The sequence below is a fragment of the uncultured Xanthomarina sp. genome, from assembly GCF_963971605.1.
In the GTDB taxonomy this organism is placed as follows: domain Bacteria; phylum Bacteroidota; class Bacteroidia; order Flavobacteriales; family Flavobacteriaceae; genus Xanthomarina; species Xanthomarina gelatinilytica.
Genome location: NZ_CAXATZ010000028.1, coordinates 19003 through 39689 on the forward strand (window position 1 = coordinate 19003; position 20687 = coordinate 39689).

The following is a 20687-nucleotide window of genomic DNA, read 5'->3' on the forward strand; positions in this document are numbered from 1 at the left end:
CAAACAGGCTAATGAGAATAAAAAATACAGGACCTTTTAAAGTTATTATGTCTTTGCGTTTGTTGAAGGAAAAGTTTGAAGACTTGATAAGTTCCTCCAACAACTCCAGTGTGCAAACTCAAGCTAAACAAGCTTTGGAATTGTTTGATGCACATCCTGTTTTAACGTTAGGCACAGACTCAAAAGAAGATTTTTTTAAACACAAAGACATACTAGATCAAGTCATGTCGTTTATATTTCCAACAGCCTTAACGCAAAACGAAATAAAAGCAGCTGTAACACCTTATACCAACGATGTGATTTATTGCAGCACCAGACTGCAAAATATCATTAACAATGCAAAAACAGACAACAATATTTTTCATGATCTGTACAAGGATTATGAAGACTCTTTTGATTTGTTTATCTACGCCATTATACTTAATGTGTATTACAAATATCAAGTAGATTTTGAAAGACCAAAAACCTTGTCTGTTATAGATAAAAATGGAGACAGAAAGCGCTATCGTGTTGTTTTTAATGCCGATTTTATTGATATCTATCCCAACAAGAACGCCATAGACATTACTCCAGACATATTGGATGAATTATTGAGCCATGCCGATAAATTTGAAATTTGGGAAAAGTATTTCCCCAAAAACTCTTGGACCATTGAAGGTTTTGGATTGGTTACGCTCATTGACACCTCTTTAGATGAACGTATAGACGATTTTAAAACGCACTTAATTGAGCCCAACACAGAAAGTTTTCAACACATTCTTCAGGACATTAGGCGCATCTTTAATATTCCAGATTTACAAGTTGGAAGTTATAGCGTTATAGAAAACATGATTACGCCACCTTTTGACAAGAATTTTGATATGCTTACCCTATTGCCAGATGAACATATGTCTGTTGGAAAATACGCCTGCTCCCATATCAACAACGAATTGTTTAAAGACTGTAAACCGTCCATTATTGCAAATGTTGAAACCTATCACAAACAAACCAAAGGGAACAGGTTAAGTAAAATTTTATTGGAAAGAGGCTTGAAAAGTGTGGCTTTAATTCCTATTCCCATTAATGGGGAATTGGGTTTTATTGTGGAATTGGCAGCATTTAAGCCAAACCAGTTAAATGCCATTAACATGGTAAAGTTAGATACCATTATGCCATTTATTTTAAGTTATTCCAGACGCACGTTTTCAGAATATCAAAACGAAATTAGTGCTGTAATACAACAAGAATGTACAGCCATTCATCCATCAGTTCAATGGCGTTTTGAGGAAGAAGCCAGACAGTATATTCAGGAAAGAAACTTTGGGGAAAATCCGGTTTTTCATGAAATTGTATTTAAAGATGTCATTCCCCTATTTGGTCAAGTGGATGTGGTGAGTTCATCGCATGCCAGAAACGAGGCAATCCAATTGGATTTAACCAAACAATTGGAAGTAAGCAAACAGATCCTTATAGATAGAACCAATATTAATTTGCCGTTTTACGAGCAATTGATTTTTCAAATAGACAATTATTTATTTGAAATACAGGAACATTTCCATACCAATTCAGAACAGGAAATCAATCAGTTTTTTCAAAAACAACTCATACCTTTGTTTGAACATTTTCAAAGTCAATCCAAAAATAAAAAGGATTTAATAGCGTTTCTTCAAGCTATAGACAAGACTACCAATAGCCTTTACGACGCCAGAAAGGCCTACGATGAGACCATTAACATGGGCAATAAGGCTTTGTCGGCATTCTTGGAAAAACAACAAGCAAAAGCTCAAGAGATTTTTCCACATTATTTTGAAAAATTCAATACAGATGGCATCGAGCACAATTTATATGTTGGGCAATCCATTACCAAACATTTAAAATATCATCCAACGGTTCTGTACAATTTGCGTTTATGGCAGCTTCAGGTAACTTGCGAGATGGAAGCCATGTATTATGAAAAACAAAAAGAATTTCCCCTACAACTGGAAGTTGCTTCTTTGATATTGGCTTATGATGTTCCCATAACGATTCGTTACCGAATTGACGAAAAACAATTTGATGTGGATGGCGCCTATAATGTGCGTTATGAAATGATTAAAAAGCGTATAGATAAAGCGCATATTAAAAACACCAACGAACGTTTAACCCAACCTCATAAACTGTGTGTGGTTTATTCAAGTACAGCTATAGAACGTGAATATGTAGCCTATTTTCAATTCCTGCAAGCCAAAAACTATGTTGGTAAACATATGGAAATCGTGGAACTGGAAGAACTTCAAGGAGCCAGTGGTCTCAAGGCCATTCGCGTGGATTTAAATAAAGACTTACAAAAAGTATCCAGTATCTTCACCTTAGAGGATATAGAAACGGTTTAAAAGCAAGTATCAACTATGACAAAAAGCATTTTTGGAAGTTTACTGTTAATGGGATGGATTGTTAGCAGTTGTGCTACCTACAAGCCATATAACCCTAATGTCAAGCAAAACCAACTTGTTGGTATAGATCAAGAAACCACCAATGTTTTTTTAATAGGAGATGCAGGAATGCCAAACCCAGACGGAACGGCTCCTAAAGCCTTAACCAGTCTTGAAAAGCAATTTAATCAAGCAGACAAAAACGACTTGCTTTTATTTTTGGGGGATAATATTTATCCAAAAGGCATTCCCTTAGAAGGAGACAAAGCGATTCAAGATGCCAAAACAGCCTTAAACCTTCAATTACATGTTGCCAAAACCTTTCCTGGTCAGGTGTATTTTATTCCAGGAAACCACGATTGGTACAGTGGATTAAAAGGTTTAAAACTACAAGAAAAAATGGTGGAAGAGGCTTTGGGCAAAAACACGTTTCAACCGGAAAATGGCTGTCCTATTGAAAAAGTAAAATTAAACGAAGATACCGTTTTGCTGATAGTGGATTCCCATTGGTACATTACCAATTGGAATAGGCATCCTACCATGAATGAAGATTGCGACATAAAAACCAGGGAAGATTTTCTGGACGAATTTAGAAGCGAAATAAAAAAGGCCCGAGGAAAAATAACCTTGGTAGCCATACACCATCCCATTCAGAGCGAAGGTCCCCACAATGGAAGATATGATGTTAAGGAACACCTGAGTCCCGTTCCTATTTTAGGAACCATAAAAAATGTAATTAGATCCACAAGTGGTATTGTTAATGCCGATTTGTCAAATCAGTTTTATAACGAATTAAGAAAAAATCTCATAGCTGTAGCTCAACAAAACGAACAGGTTATTTTCCTTTCAGGGCATGAACATAGCTTACAATACCTGGAATTTGATAATGTGGTTCAGGTAATAAGTGGTGCTGGTTCTAAAACAACACCCGTTAGAATGCGTAATTCCAATAATTATGGACATGCAGTTCCAGGTTATGCCTTGTTGAATATTAGCAAAGAAAAGGCAGTAGATGTACAGTTTGTAAATTCAAACACCCAACAAGTCGAGTTCTACAAACAAATCATAAAACCCAAAACCATAGGTAAAACCACTTATCCAAAAATTGATTTGGATTCCATTAGTGCTTCCATTTATTCGTTAGACGAAACCGATAAATCAGGCTTCTATAAATTTCTTTGGGGAGAAAGGTATCGAGCGGATTACAGCCAAGCTGTTTCGGCAAAAGTGGTTTATTTAGATACGTTGATGGGTGGATTAAAACCTTTTAGAAAAGGAGGGGGCACACAGTCCAAAACCTTGCATTTGCAGGCCTCAGATGGAAAACGTTATGTGATGCGTGCCATGAAAAAACAAGCAGATCAATTTTTGCAAGCCGCTATATTTAAAGATCAATATGTTGAAGGACAATTTAAAAATACAGCTTCCGAAGGTTTGATAGAAGATGTTTTTACTGGAGCACACCCTTACGCGCCTTTTACACTAGCCACCTTATCAGATGCCATTAATTTATCGCATTTAAACCCTAAACTTTACTACATCCCCAAGCAGGATGCTTTAGGTTTGTATAATGAGGATTTTGGAGACGAGCTGTATCTTTTTGAAGAACATGCTTCTGATGGGCATTTAGAATTGGCCACTGGGAATTTTACGGGAGAGATAGTAAATACCGTCGATATGCTGGCAGAGGTGCTTAGTGACGAATCCAAGGTGATCGATGAACAAGAATTTATAAAAGCGCGTTTGTTTGATATGCTCATAGGAGATGCCGACAGACATCAAGACCAATGGCGTTGGATGGTTTTTGAGGAAGACAATAAAACAGTTTATAAGCCTTTGCCTCGGGATAGGGATTTGGCTTTTTCTAAAATGTCCGATGGATTTTTGTTTGGAACAGGCGTGGCACTTATACCAGCAGCCAGAAAGTTTAGGAAATACGAACCAGATTTAAAAGATGTGAAAGGCTTTAATGTGTCTGTGTTTCCATTGGATGTTGCATTTATAACAAATTCCAATTCATCTGATTGGGATGAGCAAGTACAGGCAATTCAATCCCAAATAACGGATGAGGTCATTGATGAGGCTTTTAATTCCATGCCAAAGGAAGTAGATGCCAATACCCTTGTAACCATTAAAGGCATTTTAAAGCAAAGACGTAAAAACCTACAACAAATAGCTGATAGGTACCTTAAACTTATTCGCAAACATGCTGTTTTAACAGCCACCAATAAAGATGATTATATTCTTGTAAAAGCATTGGATAAAGAAACTGTGGAAGTGTCCATGTATCGAAAAAAGGACGACACCATTAAGGACCGATTTCATCATAAAATCTACCAAGCAAATGCAACCAAGGAAATTTGGATTTACGGTTTGGATGATGATGATAGTTTTGACGTGCAAGGACAGGTGTCCAAAATTAAAATTCGTCTGATTGGGGGACAAAACAACGACGATTATAAAGTAACACATGGTAAAAACATTGTGATATACGATTACAAATCGAAAAACAACAATTTATCCCAAGCAACAAAAGCTAGAATTAAATTAACAGATGATTATAACACCAATGTATTTGATTATAGAAAAATAAGGAACAACACCAATCAAATTTTGCCTCTTTTGGGAGCCAACCCAGACGATGGACTAAAACTTGGGTTCATCAATACTTATACAGTTTACGGATTTGAACGCAATCCGTTTACATCGCAGCACCAAATAAAAGGAGCCTATTATTTTGCAACCCATGGTTATGAGTTAAATTACAAAGGCGAGTTTGCCAATGTGGTTGGTAATTTGAATTTTGGCTTACAATCACACTTTCAGAGTCCAAATTACAGCATTAATTTCTTTGGTTACGGAAATGAAACCAAAAATTTTGATGAAGAATTTGGAATGGATTACAATCGTGTTAAAACCAGAATGTTTACCATTAGTCCACAATTGATCTGGAATTCCAAACGAGGAAGCATCATTCAATTTGGATTGAGTTATGAAGTGAATGAAATCCATGATGCAGATAACCGCTATGTATCCAATACTGATATACTTCCGGAATATTTGTTTGATGAAGAGCACTTTGTAGGGTTTAATGCCAGATTTGATTATTCCAATTCCGATAGTAAGGCCTACCCAACCAATGGATTGCTATTTTCTTTAGAAGCAGGTTTTAAAGATAATTTGGAAGTGAGCAATCGCAACTTTGGTTATCTTATTACAGAGTTGGGAATAGCAAGAAAATTGAACCCTTCAGGCCGTTTGGTTTTGGCATCAAAAGTAAAAACCCATATTAATTTTGGAAATGGATATGAATTTTATCAGGCAGCATCCATAGGAGGGGAAGATGGTCTTCGTGGTTTTAGGAACCAACGTTTTACAGCAAAAAACTCCCTTTACCAAAACACCGATTTACGTTATAGTTTCAGTCGTATCAAAACACCTGTCATTCCCATAAGAATGGGAATATATGGGAGTTTTGACTATGGTAGGGTTTGGCTGGAAAATGACAGTTCAAAAAAATGGCATAATACCTATGGAGGAGGTTTCTTTATTAATGCCATAGAGGTCTTGTCTGCTAATATTGGAGCCTTTCATTCTACTGATGGTGTTCGGGTAGCATTTGGTTTGGGATTTGGTTTCTAAATAAAATGCCAACACTAAAGAGACTACTTTGTTTTTTTTTAAAGACCAAAAGGATTCTCAATACTATGTGCTGGTTGAGTAAACCATTTAGGACCTTTATTGGTCAGGTAAATATGGTCTTCCAATCGTACTCCAAATTCATCAGGAACCACTATCATGGGCTCAATGCTAAAAGTCATGCCTGTTTGGAGCAACATATCGTTTCCTCTCAAGATATAAGGATGTTCATGAATGTCCAATCCTATGCCATGCCCTGTTCTGTGTGGTAAACCTGGAAGCGCATAATCTGGACCTAGTCCGTCTTTTTCCAATTGAACGCGCACTTGGTCATCAATATAACCACAAGGATTGCCTAATTGAGCAGCCTTAAAGGCAGCTAACTGTGCAGCCTTTTCCTTAGCCCAAATGTTTTGTTGTTTCTGTGTGGCATCGCCATAAATATAGGTCCTGGTAATGTCTGAAAGGTAGCCATTGTATCTGGCTCCTGTATCTACCAAAACCATATCGTTTTCTTCAAGAGGTTTTGGGGTTTTTACGCCATGGGGAAAACTGGAATCCTTGCCAAACAACACAATACAGAAGTAAGATCCACTGGCAATACCTAATTTTTGATGGGCTTTATGTATAAAATCCTCTACTTCGGTAGTCCTGATACCAGGAGATAAAATCCTAGCTGTGGCTTGGTGCACTTGCATGGTTAAATCCATGGCATATTGAATTTGCGCAATTTCAGCTTCACTTTTTAGCATTCTAATGTTCCTAATCAACTCTTCGGCACTGCTAATTCTAAATTTTTTATGCTCTTGAAAACGGGAAACCATTGCAAATGCTGTTGAATCATCAACAGCCAATCGTATGCCTTCTGACACATGTTCTGATATTTTTTGAACTGGCGACTCATGCTCTGCCCAAGCAATAAGTTCCCCATCCATGCCTTTATAATCGTTAAAAGTCCCAATTTCAAATTCTGGAACAATGTATTTTAGTTGTCCGTTAGCAAAAAGTAAGGCACCAACCATACGTTCTGATGGATTCCATGTGGTGTTAGTAAAATAATACAAATTGGTTCCAGCATTAATGTACAAGGCATCCAGGCCTTTTGTCTTTAGCGCTTGACAGGCTTTATCCAATCTGTTTTGAAATTCTAAGGAATTAATAGGTGCAGGCTTAACGTTTGGTTCACTTAATTTGGAAAGTTCTATTTCGGCTGTACTGCCACCAATGCCATAGGATCTGTTACTGTTCATACTGGATATGATATTAAAATATTGGGTTTAAAAACTTAAGTAAATTTACAAATACCTAAAGTATAAAAGCAAGAAACCTCAGTCAATATTTTACTTAATTTTTTTCGCTTGCTTAGGATGCCCTTTTTGACAGTGTTGTTTTTTTTACATGCCTTCTTTTAGAGGTTAAATACCAAAACCTAAAATCGTCGTAAAACAGACTCAGTAAAAGAATGGCGGCTCCAATGAGTAAGGTATTCAATTTTAAATTCATTGTAGAGAAGAAAAAGCCACCTGCCAAGCCTCCTAAAAAGAAAAATCCAATAATGTACACTCGTAATTTAATGGTAGCTTTAATACTGTTTCTTTTTAGTTTTGTTATAGGAAAAAGTAATTGTGACAGCTCTATGCCCAAATCTGTAAACAATCCGGTTAAATGCGTGGTTCTAACCACAGCATTGGAAATTTTTGTTACATAAGAATTTTGCAGTCCCATGGAAAATAACAACATGCAAACCACTAGATCTGGATTTGGTAAACCTGTAACATGACCTAAAAGAGGTATGCTTATCAAAATAAGGGATTCCATGAGGGTTGGAAGCGCAAAAACATTCAGTTTTTTGGTCTCGTTAAACTTTTCCAACAAAAAAGCCGAGGAGAACGAACCAAATAAAAATGAAAAGATATATAAAAAGTATATGGTGCCTTTCCAGAATTCGAAATGGGACACATCGTTAACAAAAAGGGCAAAGTGCCCTGTTACGTTTGTTGTTAGCTGTTTAAAAGATAAAAAGCCAGTAACATTAACCAAACCAGCAACAAAAGACAAAACCGTTGCCAGATGAATATTGTGTTTTAATGTTCTGCTTTTACCTTGATGTCTAAACATGCCACTTGTATTATTGTGTCATGCTAAAGTACATAAAAACACAAGTCGTGCTTGCGATTATACTCACTTTTTTATGCTTTTGTTCAGATAATCCCTAAATGTATATCAACTGTAAAAAGTGTTCAGTTTGGTTGCTAAATTGTACCTTTGAGGCTTAATAAATTACTTTGGAGCCAATCAGTCAAATTATTTCAACAAACATTAAAGAACTCTTCCAGTTTTTAAAAAGCAACGATTTCTCAAAAGCTGTTCTTATTGGGATAGCCATTACATTGCCTATAGTTTTTGGTTTGGTTTTCAATCAATTGGAAATAGGTTTGGCCATTGGTTTTGGTGCTTTTTGGTGTTCTCCAAGTCATGTTAGTGGAAAATTGACACACAAAATAAACGGTATTTTGCTTTCGGCCTTATTGATTATGATAGTGAGTTTTTTGGGAGGCTACCTACATTACCAAACATGGTTGATAATACCTGTGCTTGGATTTTTAACTTTTAGCATTGCTTTTATTTCAGTGTATGGATTTAGGGCTTCGTTAATCAGTTTTTCTGGCTTGTTGGCTTTGGTATTGAGTTTTGCCCATATAAGTGAAACCTTGGAAATGTATGAATATGCATTTTTAATAGGCTTAGGTGGTCTGTGGTATTTGTTGTTGGTGGTGATATGGTATTTTATCAATCCGAAAGCGCACACCGAAGAGATTTTGGCAGAGACCTTTCTTCTTACAGCAGTATTTCTTGAAACCCGAGGCAAACTGGTTGGTCCTCAGCCTAACAGGGACGAATTACAGGCCAAGCTGTTGGATTTACAGGCCGAACTGGTGGAACGACATGCTACATTACGGGAGATTTTAATTCAGTCCAGAAAAAAATCAGGGCTATCGCATTATAAAGGGAAGCGTTTATTGGTTTTTGTTCAACTTGTAGAAATATTGGAAGCTGCCATTGCAAATCCGGTAAACTATGATAAAATGGATGTGTTTTTAAAGTATCATCCTAACTATGTTAAAAGTTTCCAGGATTTTATTTTTGAAGTTGCCAAGCAATTAAGGTCTATTTCAAAAACAAGGTACAATAAAAGGCAATTACCTAATAATAAACAATTGATTTTGTACCTAGAGAGGTTGGAACAAGAAGTGGAAGCCCTAAAAAACTCCAATAACAAGTCAGATTATGAGGGCTTTTTAATACTTCAAAACTATCTGGAATATCAAAAAAGGCAATTCTTAAAAATCAAACGGATAAAATGGCTTTTAGGCAATCCAAATATGGATACCAAAGACTTTATAGATTCCAATGAATCCAGGCGCTTTATTGTATCTCAAGATTACAGTTTGAATATCCTGTTAAGGAACTTGAGTTTTAAGTCCAATATCTTTAAACATTCCTTGCGATTGGCTGTCACTGTAGTTTTGGGTTACATATTGGGTCATGTTTTCGCTTTTCAAAATCCGTATTGGATACTTTTGACCATTATCGTGATTATGCGTCCTAGTTACGGACTTACCAAAGTTCGTTCCAAAGACAGGATAATAGGAACCCTTATAGGAGGTGCTGTGGCTGCAGGAATGGTTTTACTTATTCAAAATCCATATCTCTATGCTGTTTTGGGAATAGGGTCTTTAATCATTGCTTTTTCCATGGTTCAAAGGAATTACAAAGCTTCCGCAACGTTTATAACCTTGAGTGTGGTTTTTATTTACGGGATTATAGAGCCTGATATTTCAACAGTTATTCAATACCGAATTATAGATACGGTTTTGGGAGCAGCATTATCCTATGTTGCAATGTTGTTTTTGTGGCCAGCATGGAGTTTTCTAGATATACATGAAACTATTGAAATGAGTGTCCAGGCAAACAAGGATTTTTTAAATGAGATAGGCTTGTATTATGAACAAAAAGGTCAGGTTCCAACCAGTTATAAAGTAGCCAGGAAAACAGCTTTTTTGGAAACGTCCAATTTAAATTCAGCTTTTCAACGCATGGCCCAAGAACCAAAATCTAAACAAAAACATTTGGATAAAATTTATGAGTTGGTAGAATTGAACCATACGTTTTTGTCGTCTTTGGCTTCCTTGAGTACCTACATTCAAAACCATCCAACAACCGAAGCATCAGAGATGTTTAAGGAAGCTACCCATAAAATAGATAATTATTTAAGCCTGGTATTAAAAACATTACAAAAGGAGGTTCCTGAAGAACTTGCTCACTTGGTACAAAAAGCACTTTCTGAAAATGAACAACTTATAAACGATATGACTTTTTTAAATCCAAAAGACAAGCATTTGGAAAGACAATATCAAGAATTCCATTTGGTTTGGGAGCAGCTTCAATGGCTTTATGCCATAAGCAGAAACATGTTGAAAATAACCAGTTCCATTAAAATTAATTAAGCTTATGATGGCTTGGTTTTAATGGTACCATCTTTTGCCTGAGCTTTTACAGTCCTTTCGTCCACAAGTCTTGGAAATTAATTTAAAACACATTTAAAACCCTCTCCTTAAGTGCTTGCCAAGGGTTGTAATTTAGGGTCCATGGTATCCAGAGGCTTGATGTTTCCATAGAACCTGTTAAAAACCAGACAAGCTGTTAGGTCTCCAGTTACGTTTACAACAGTCCTAAACATCCCCAAAATACGATCGATACCAATAATCACTATCAATCCATCAGCTGGAATACCAACACTTTGCAGGACTGTGGCCAATATAATGACACCACCACCAGGTATGGCAGGTGTTCCTATGGACGCTGCAATAACTGTAGCAGTCATCAATATTAAATTTATTAATGAAAGTTCTATACCATAAGCTTGGGCCATAAACAAGGTGGTTACACATTGGAATAGGGCAGTTCCATCCATATTGATGGTAGCACCAATAGGAATGACGAAATCGCTGATGTTTGAAGGGATTTTAAGGTTTTCTTCAGCAGTTTTCATGGATACAGGCATGACTGCAGCTGAGCTGGCGGTAGAAAACGCCAATAATTGAGGTTCTTTAATGGCTTTTAAGAATTTAAATGGATTTTTTTTACCAACAAATAAGACCAATAGGAGGTAAAAGGACATTAAAATAAGTAAGCCAATAATCACAACCGACATATAATAACCAAGTCCGAGAAAAATTCCGATGCCTATTCTGGACAATAATGCTCCCATAAGCCCAAATACAGCATAGGGAACCAGTTTCATGGCCCAGGAAACAACTATCATGCATATTTTTTGAATGGCTTCCGTAAACCGGATGATAGGTTGTGCAGTTACATCCTTAAGTTGGGTTATGGCTATCCCAATGATGATGGTAAAAATAACCACTCCCAGCATTTCACCCATTAAAATAGATTCCAACGGATTGTTGGGAATGAGATTGGAAATGGCCATGGGAATATTATCTATAAGATTTGCCTGTTCAGTTGGGAGGATCTGTTTTTCGCCACTTTCAGGAAAACCGCCTAGGGACAGTACATATTCTCCAGGTTTCATGAGAAGCGTTATGGAAAGCCCAATGATTATGGCCACCGTAGTTGTAAAAACAAAATACAGAAATAAGCGTAGGCCAAAAGTTTTTAAATTGTCTGAGGTGTTGCTTACAATCCCCGAAATAATGGAGGCAAATATCAATGGAATCATTACCATTTGAATCAATCGCATAAAGATTTGTCCTGGTAACTCCAGCCAATTTGCCAATCAAGAACCTACACGTTCAGAGACCAACCCAGTGGAAGGGTTTAATAACAGCCCAAGTGCAGCACCAAGCAGTAAGCCAACGATTACCTGAAGCCATAAACGTCCTTTTATTAAACTTTCTAAATGTACCGATAAAGCAGTTAATGGTCTAAATTCCATGAAAATTGAAGTTTATTAGGGTTGGTTGTTTTAAAACTGTCCAATATGAGTTCAAAAGTAGTAGTAAGCAATTGTTATATCAATGATATTGGTCAGTCTTGGCAACACAAAACCATAAAAACAAGCAATCCCATCTTTTGTGTTTATTTTATAGAAAATTGTTCTTGAACAAAAAAAAAGGATAATCCAAATAGGATTATCCTTATTAAAATGCAGTTACATACCAATTTGGGTATGTTTAAGTTAGTTCAGGATCAGTTTTTTATTTGTGGCACTTTGTTGGGTGTACACTCTCACGATGCCATACTTTTCGTTGGTGAAATGGCTTGGTAACCTTAATGTTTTTAAGTGAATACCTTCTTGGCTAAAAATACGTTTTCCCAATAAATTATATACTTCTAATTTGTGAATGTTTTGGTTGGAGTTTATATAAATCTCTTTAGATTGTCTTAAAAAAGAAATAGATGTTTCCTGGGTTGCCATGTCCTCAATGGAAAGCAAGGTAGTTGCTTGGTTAATGATACTTCCGTTTGTGTTATTTTTAAAAGCGATGAAATAACGATCCAAGTGAGTTCCGGCGGTAACGGTTTCTTGAAAATCAATTTCATTTAACAAAGTGTAGGTGTTGTGTAAAGCATCATATAGGAAAACATTGATATCAGTATCAAAATTTTCCAAAGTATCCAAAGCTATGGCAATCTCTCCTGGGTTTGTGATAAACATGCCTAAGGGATACTGTTTGGTATCGTTAAAGGCGCCAACCCCTTGAATCACATAACGCTGATGTTCAATCATCCAATTTAAATCATCTGGAAAATTATCGATGTTTAAAGCGTCATAACCATAATCCACACCATCGGTAGCAGCGTTATTTGGGGTAAAGGCTAATAGCAAATGACGCACATAGCCATTTGGCATGGTAAAATCTATTCTTACACGTTGTATGTCGTTAAAAGCATAAGATTCTGTATAATTTGTTGAATGGGATGTTGCATTTGCAGAAAAGCTACAAAGCAACACCATGAGGCATAAGTAGGTTAATTTATTCATTTTATTTGGGTTTAAATGAATGGATATGATTTGGGATAGCTAATATAGTAAAATATTGAAATTAATCTACAAAATACTAAAAAAATCGATGAAATGCATTAATATTTTAGTTTATGGTGTTTTATATGGTAGGTTGAAAAGGTTTTTATTTGTAGGAAAAATCGCTGTGCTTCATACACTATCCATGGAGTATCCATGGAGTATCCATAGGAAAGCCATAGGAAAGCTATGGGAAAGCTATAAGAAACTTCTATTTATTTAGATTTTAGTCTATAGCGTCTCTTCTTTTGAATATTTTGTTTACTAGTTTTTAAATGATAAAATCAAACTCCCCGTCCAGACTTTGTCTGTCCACCCCTCTTCATCTGAAGAGGGGAGCTTTAACACAGTCTATATTAAGTGGCAAATTTTAAAATAATTGTGTAGTCATTTAAGGATTAAGAAATAGAGTTGTATAATTATATCAGGATTTATTTATTAATCTGTATGGTTTTTTTAGGACTAGTTACTCTCATGCACTATCTAAACTTGAGCCATACTTAAGCTATGCAGTTGCTGTTTTATAAATAGACATAAAAAAATCCCCATGACATAGTCTATGGGGATTTGTTTGATTCATCAAGCCATTTAGTTTTGCATGATAATGACTTTTTTGTTTATCAGCTTGTTATCTGATGTTCTTACTTTTATAATGTAGTTTCCTTCAGAAACATTTTTAACTGGCAATCTGCATTCGTGAGCTAAAGGCGCATTGGTTGCATTCCAGGACTTTACGGTTTGTCCAAGCATATTTACTAAATATACTTGTTTAATATCTACAGAAGTAGGCACATTGATGTAAACCTCATTTGTGGCATTTAGATAATTCACCATCACATTGGAAAACTCTTCATCCACCGTGTTGAGAGTGGCATCTTCTTTAAAGGCAATGAAATATCTGTTGGCATGATTGCCTGCATCCAAGGCTATTTGATAATTAACCGTATTGATTCTGGAATAATTACCTAAAAGCGCATCATACACATACACATCAATGTCTTCATCAAAGTTTTCTAGGTCTGTCAATTCAATTTCAATGGTTCCGGATGTTCCTAAGCTGATGTTAACAGGATACATATTATCCACATTAAACTCGCCAACGCCTTGAATGACATAGTTCTCATTGTCAATCACAAAAGACATATCGCTTGGGAAGACATCTGAGTTTTTGGCATCGTAGCCATAATCGAAACCATCGGTAGCTTCATTATTAGGAGTAAAAGCCAATAACAACGGCCTGATGGCACCTTCAGGAGAGGTGAAGTTCAATCGGATACGTTTAATAAGGTCGACTGTTTCTTCATCGTTATTGGTTCTTAAGAAGATGGAATTACCGGACGCTTCTTTTACAAAGGCACGTTGGCTATTTCTAAAACTCACTGTATTTGAAACTTGATTGGTATGATTGGCTGAAGTTACAAAGAAACCTTGTCCCACAGGTATAAATTGTCTAGGGATAGCTAAAGTGGCATCTCCAGGACCATTAATCCCAGGAGGCGAGACAGCAGCAAGTCCACCTGATAAATTATAAGTTGCATAGCCACCTTGATATTCAGCTGTAAGGTGAGACGCATTGGTAGAAGCTTGTTTCCAGAAATAAAGTGAGCCATCTATGCTAGCAGTGGTTCCAGAATTTCCACCAGGAATATTGTCCCTAATAAACTCTAGAGCATTAATGGCCGAAGGGTATGGGTTGCCAACTAAAGTTTGGTTATTAAAAGTTGGCTGAGCTGTAACACTTGCCGAAATGGTTCCATTGTTAGGCATCCCTCTAAAGGTATAATTTTGTGTGCCAGTAGCAGCACCAGGACCAGGCCCTTTCATGGTATATCCTAATCCAGCATCTATTGTACCAAGGTTACCTTCATGAGCCCATTCAGAATAATCTGCCTCTAATCCTTCTGAGAAGGTATAGACCCAACGGCTACTTATGGTTAAAGGAGTGGTGCTTCCATTGTTTCCAGTTGTCCATTGAACTTTGGTATTTCCGTTATAAAGAATATCATCTAATCTAAATGCTCTATTAGAAGCAACACCAGTTGAACTCACTGGACTTCCCCAATAATTGTAATTAAATGTATTGGCAGTTCCTTGTTGGTCACGCTCCATATAACCTGTGCTGCTTGTATAATCTATAACAGCTGAATTATTTTGCATGAGTTGCGATTCGCCTTCTAGGTCTAAAACACCATCTATTCTTAAATAACCATTCACACGTAATAGTTGGTTGTTATCAATAGTATATCTGTTGTTGTCAACCAATAAGCCCAATAGGGTTGTGGCTCTGTTGCCAGAATTGATATTATGTTGTATTCTGACAATGTTCCAATCGACACCATTGGTATTTGGTATCATTTGTACACTACCATTTAGCCAGGTATTATTTGTGTCCCAACTCCCATTATTATTACTTATGTAAGGTAATGGAGCAGTTTCAGCCTGTAAGCTAGTCATATTTCTCAAAGTTCCAGATACCCCTACATTAGCATTTAATTGGCCAGCAGTGATATCTGCTGTTCCTTGATTCATTTGGTAATAGGCTATTAAGTTGTTCCAAGCAATACCAGTAATGTCTATTGGTACTATTGAACCACGCACTAAACCACCATTGTTTTGAATTTCCTGATTCATCATTTGGCGAATTTGAGTTGTACTCAAATTTGTATTCCAAATGCGTACTTCATCTATCCAACCGTTATAATAGTTTGTTGGTGTATTGTTTACACGAGACATGGCACCTAATAACATATTAAAGTTATTGGTAGCTGGGTTGGGTCCTGCCGTACTATTTCTTTGAACACCATCAACATATAGGGTATAATTTGTTCCATTGTATGTAACAGCTATATGATACCATCTATTTGAAGTTATACCATTGGCAGAAATATTAGAACCATTTGCATGGAATGAAATGGTATTGTTGACCAGTCTTAAATCGTAACCTGTTGCAAAATTATTAGCATTACGTTTGGATAAGATGGTTTGAATACTACCATTTATAGCATTTGGTTTAATCCAAGCTTCAATACTAAAGTTTCCAGATAGATTATAGCTATTTGCAAAATTCACACTATCGTCAGTACCATCAAAATCTATTTGAACACCACAATTAGGAAATACCACATTTATAGTAGCAGTATCATCAGCACATGGAGCTGCATTATCTACATTCCAAGTCAGGTTGTATTCAGTACCACTTTCACCAGTAAAGATTGCATTTGGATTGGTGTTGTCTGAGAATGAATACGGACTTCCGGCAGGAACAGAAACTGCAGACCAATACCCTGTACCATCAGCACTTAAATTTAGAACAGTGTCTGAACAATCTCCATTATTAGTAGCGTAAGTATAGCTTGGATTAGCCGCAATATATGGTATAATGTTCACCACAAAACTATCCGCAGCAGCTATACAAGGACCAGCAGGATCGTTGGTTGTATAAGTTAAGGTTACCGTACCATTGGCCATATCATTAGCTCCAAACGAATAAACTGCATTAGTGTTATTGTTATTAAATACACCATCACCACTGGTAGACCAGATAGCTGAACTTGCACCACCACCCAGAACTGCATTCATGGTAATACCCGTACTTGTAGAGCAGACAGTTTGATTGTTACCTACATCTACAGTTGGTTGTGGATTAATAGTCACTAACATAGAATCTGAAACAGAGTTACAAACACCTGTTGGGTTATTTGTTGTATATGTTAATAGAACTGAACCATTATTTATATCAGAAACACTAGGTGTATAGATGTTTCCGGCAAAAGTACCACTACCACTTGTATTCCATGTAGCAGAAGTGGCAGAACCACCAAAACTAGCCGTCAGGCTTACAGTATCACCTTCGCAGATTGTTTGATCTGTTCCAGCATCAACTGTTGCTCCTTGATCGATTGTAATTTCTACAGTATCTATAGCTGAATTACAAGGACCAGCAGGATCGTTACTGGTATAAGTTAAAATAACCGTTCCTGTTTCTCCAATTCCTGGTGTATATGTAGCGTTTGGTAAATTACTACTAAAAGTTCCTGTCCCACCAGACCAGGTACCAGATGTGGCGCTACCACCAAAACTCGCTGTCATGGTAACCGTGTCATTGTTACAAATAGTTTGATCCACACCTGCATAGATTGTTGGAGCCTGATTAATAGTCACTAACATGCTGTCGCTTACCGGAGAGCAAATACCATCACTAGGCGTGTTGGTATAGGTTAATGTAATAGGACTATTAAATACATCAGCAGCATGAGGCGTATATATGTTACCGGCAAATGTTCCATTACCAGAGGTCGTCCATGTACCTACGTAATTTGTTCCACCAATTGTTGCAGCACTTAAATTAACAGTATCCCCTTCACAGATGGTGACGTCTGCTGGAGCTGTGACTGTTGGTGTTGTATTGACATTTATTGTAACAGATTCATTAAGTGTTACATTACAATTATTGTTTCCTCCAGGATAAGCACCATTAGTGTACCTTACCCTATTAAGAGTGTAAGTTGTTGTTGTAGCTGGTGAAACATTTAAAGTATAATTTCCACTAGAATTTAATGTTACTTGAGTGTTTCCTGAGCCATCGTTAAATCTTATTTGCGCTCCTGGTGTTCCTGAGAACGTTATGGTTGTTGAATCACCTTCGCAAATAGTTTGATCTGTAGAAACTATTTCAGCTTCAGGATCTTCTAAAATGTGAATTTGCATGGTGCTCACTAATGGGTCACACCAAAACCAGTTATCAGCAATTAAAGAGATAGTAATTACATCCCCTGGTTGAGCCGTTGGGGGGATTGTATAGGTGCTTGTTTCAGTATAATCGTATACATCTGTACAATCATAATAGCCATCAATACAAAAAATCCACCAATAATCAGTACATACCCAAACACAATCACTTGAAACTAATTCAGTAGAAAAAGTACCACCTGCTCCGTTATCATCCCAAGTCCATTCATCATAATCTAAGCCACCAGCATCACCTGCCATTGTAACTTGGGTAGTTCCGGCACAAACGTAGATGTCTGGTCCTGCATCAATATCACTAATAGTAAAGTTAAATAATACTGTTTCACTTATACTAGAAGATGTTCCACAAGCATTTGTAGCAGTAACAGTAATTGTTTCTAAAAATGCCCAGCCATTAACAGCTAATGTAACTTCATTTGTACCTTGTCCAGATTGAATAGTAAAACCACCAGAAACCGTCCAATTATATGTTTCCACGTTTGGATCTATTGGAACAGAATAGATTGCTTCTGTAACTGGACAGAAAAATGATGAAGGACCATTTATGCTTGAAGGAGTTGATGGTATTCCATCATAAACTCTTATAACTCCTGTAATTGAATCTCCAGCTCCACAACCCGTAGTTGTAACTGTATAATTATAAATCCCGTTTTGAGTAGTAGTCCCAGTAACAGAATAAATTCCTGTATTGGAGTCAAAATTACCAGTTATTCCAGCAGGTAAAGCCGGTGTGCTTGTTAAAGTGGCACCTGTTGCTCCAGAATTTAATTGAAATTGTAAGTTTAAGTTATCTAAACCATCATTACATATACCATCGTTTTCTGATGGTGAAATTAAATTAATAGTAGCATCCGGACCTACAGAAATGGTGCCATTTGCAGTGATATTTCCACAACCAATAGCTGTTATAGTATAATTAAATATACCTATTTGAGTTGGTGTCCCACTAATTGTAAAAGTACCTGAATTATAAGTGCCCGTTACTCCAGTAGGAATACCTGTAATTATTGCATTAGAAGCATTTGTGATATTATAGACAATATCAGTCATTGCAGTTCCATTACAAACCGTTTGAACATCATTAGCAGATATTAAAGAAATTGTAGCATTTGGTGTTACAGTCATAGGTATGCTTTGAGTCGCTGGAATAGGATTCGCACATGCCAAACTTGAGCTAACGTCAACAGAAACAACATCATTATCATTAATAGTTGTTGAACTGTAAGCGTTTGTATTTCCACCAACAGGAGTTCCATTTACATACCATTGGTAAGTTGGTGTGGCTCCACCATTTGTTAAACCAGTTACAAAGAACGTGATATTGTCTCCAGAACACGCTGGATTGGCTGAAGCATTTAGAGTAAATGTTACAGGTAATAATGGATTTACAGTCATAACAATACTATTACTAATTGTAACCGTATTACATGGGCCGGAGGTGATTTCTACATAGACATTTTCACCATTAGTAAGACCCGTAGTTATGTAAGTGTCGCTATTTGTACCAACAGGTGTTCCACCTTCATACCACTGGTAAGATGGATTAGCACCTAAATTAGTGCCAGTTGCAGTAAAAGTTACTGATTCTCCTAAACAGATTGGCGAGCTTGGCGTAGAGGTTATTGTTGCGGTTGCTCCCTGTACATGATCTAAAACCGTTACTACGGCATTGCAAGTTGCTATGTTTCCAGCAGCATCAGTCACAGTTAGTGTTACATTATTTGTACCAACATTAGCACAAGAAAATGTTGTTTGAGAAGCATTAAGTGTTACTGTTGAACAATTATCAAAAGAGCCACCGTCTATATCAGAAGCCACAATACTTGCATTTCCAGAGGCATCTAAAGGGACTGTAAAGGTTTGACAAACAGCTGTTGGAGCTTCATTATCTTGAACTATAACGTTAAAAGAACAGGTTGTAATAAGTCCATTGCCATCATCAGCAATCACATCTACTGTTGTTGTTCCTGTAGGGAAAGCATAAGGAAACGTTATTGGTGTTCCAGCTACTTCGTAGGTTATAATAGGAGAGCCATTACAGTTATCCGTAGCTGTTGCATTAAAAGTTAAGGTTGCATCACATTGTCCAGCATCTGTATTATAAAAAGCATTAGGAGTTGGGCATGTAATTACAGGTGGTGTGATGTCTTGTACTGTTACTTGTTGCGTACATGTTGCTGTAAGACCGGCTGTATCAGTAACGGTCCAAGTAACGGTATGTGTCCCAACAGGAAGTGGTAATTGTCCGGCTAAGTCGTTTGTGACAGATGTTACTGTACAATTATCGTTTGTAACTGGAGTTCCTAAAGCAACCGTTGTCGCTTCACAGTTAGCATCAGCATTTATGGTTATAGGACCTCCAGGACAGGTAATGGAAGGAGCTTCAATATCTGTTACCGAAATGGTAAAGCTACAAATTGTTGTGTTTCCGTTTCCATCATCAGCCGTATATTCTATAGTGGTTGTTCCTATAGGAAACAGATCTCCAGATGTTAAACCTGTTCCATCTGTTTGTGTCACAGTAGCTGTTCCACAATTATCACTTGCGGTTGGAATGGTGTAGTTTGCAATTGCCCCACAAACTCCAATATCATTATTCACTGAAATGCCTGGAGGGCATGAGTTAAAAATTGGTGCTTGTGTATCGTTAACAGTCACATTGAAAGAACAAGAAGCTGTTAAACCAGCCGCATCCGTAATGGTATAGGTTACGGTAGTTGTCCCAATCGGGAAGGTATCCCCAGGATTGTGAGAACTCGTTACCACAGCACCAGCACAGTTGTCAGCACCCGTAGGTGCCGTCCAGGTCACAACCGCATCACATTGACCAGCATCATTACTTACCGTAATATCAGCAGGGC

Annotated in this window: 9 protein-coding genes; 3 read left to right on the forward strand and 6 right to left on the reverse strand. The window is 37.0% G+C overall.

The window, feature by feature from the left end:
* Window positions 1–11 precede the first annotated feature (11 nt).
* Complete coding sequence (locus tag AACY93_RS10360; RefSeq protein ID WP_286853535.1) at window positions 12–2351, forward strand: hypothetical protein; 2340 nt, start codon at window positions 12–14, stop codon at window positions 2349–2351.
* A gap of 15 nt (window positions 2352–2366) precedes the next feature.
* Window positions 2367–6032: a metallophosphoesterase gene (locus AACY93_RS10365; RefSeq protein ID WP_286853536.1), complete on the forward strand. Its 3666-nt coding sequence runs from the start codon at window positions 2367–2369 to the stop codon at window positions 6030–6032.
* 38 nt (window positions 6033–6070) lie between these two features.
* On the opposite strand, the gene AACY93_RS10370 is transcribed toward AACY93_RS10365, so the two are convergent.
* On the reverse strand, window positions 6071–7279 hold the full coding sequence (locus AACY93_RS10370) for a Xaa-Pro peptidase family protein (RefSeq protein WP_286853537.1): 1209 nt from the start codon (window positions 7277–7279) through the stop codon (window positions 6071–6073).
* A gap of 112 nt (window positions 7280–7391) precedes the next feature.
* Window positions 7392–8147 (reverse strand): YoaK family protein, encoded by a 756-nt coding sequence (locus tag AACY93_RS10375; protein ID WP_286853538.1) that lies wholly within the window; start codon window positions 8145–8147, stop codon window positions 7392–7394.
* 167 nt (window positions 8148–8314) lie between these two features.
* Here AACY93_RS10375 and AACY93_RS10380 point away from each other — a divergent pair, with 167 nt between their 5' ends.
* A complete protein-coding gene (locus tag AACY93_RS10380) occupies window positions 8315–10537 on the forward strand; it encodes an FUSC family membrane protein (protein WP_286853539.1) in 2223 nt (740 codons plus the stop codon).
* Between the two features lie 107 nt (window positions 10538–10644).
* Here the strand turns inward: AACY93_RS10380 and AACY93_RS10385 are convergent, their stop codons facing one another.
* The 4 genes from AACY93_RS10385 to AACY93_RS10400 form a co-directional block, all read right to left on the reverse strand.
* The gene (locus AACY93_RS10385) at window positions 10645–11829 is read right to left on the reverse strand and encodes a dicarboxylate/amino acid:cation symporter (protein ID WP_339611902.1); all 1185 of its coding nucleotides are present in this window, start codon (window positions 11827–11829) and stop codon (window positions 10645–10647) included.
* The gene (locus AACY93_RS10390; protein WP_339611904.1) at window positions 11830–11988 is read right to left on the reverse strand and encodes a hypothetical protein; all 159 of its coding nucleotides are present in this window, start codon (window positions 11986–11988) and stop codon (window positions 11830–11832) included. It lies immediately after the preceding gene.
* A gap of 243 nt (window positions 11989–12231) precedes the next feature.
* Complete coding sequence (locus AACY93_RS10395; protein WP_286853540.1) at window positions 12232–13038, reverse strand: hypothetical protein; 807 nt, start codon at window positions 13036–13038, stop codon at window positions 12232–12234.
* A gap of 627 nt (window positions 13039–13665) precedes the next feature.
* The gene (locus tag AACY93_RS10400; RefSeq protein ID WP_339611906.1) at window positions 13666–20676 is read right to left on the reverse strand and encodes an HYR domain-containing protein; all 7011 of its coding nucleotides are present in this window, start codon (window positions 20674–20676) and stop codon (window positions 13666–13668) included.
* Between the last annotated feature and the right edge of the window lie 11 nt (window positions 20677–20687).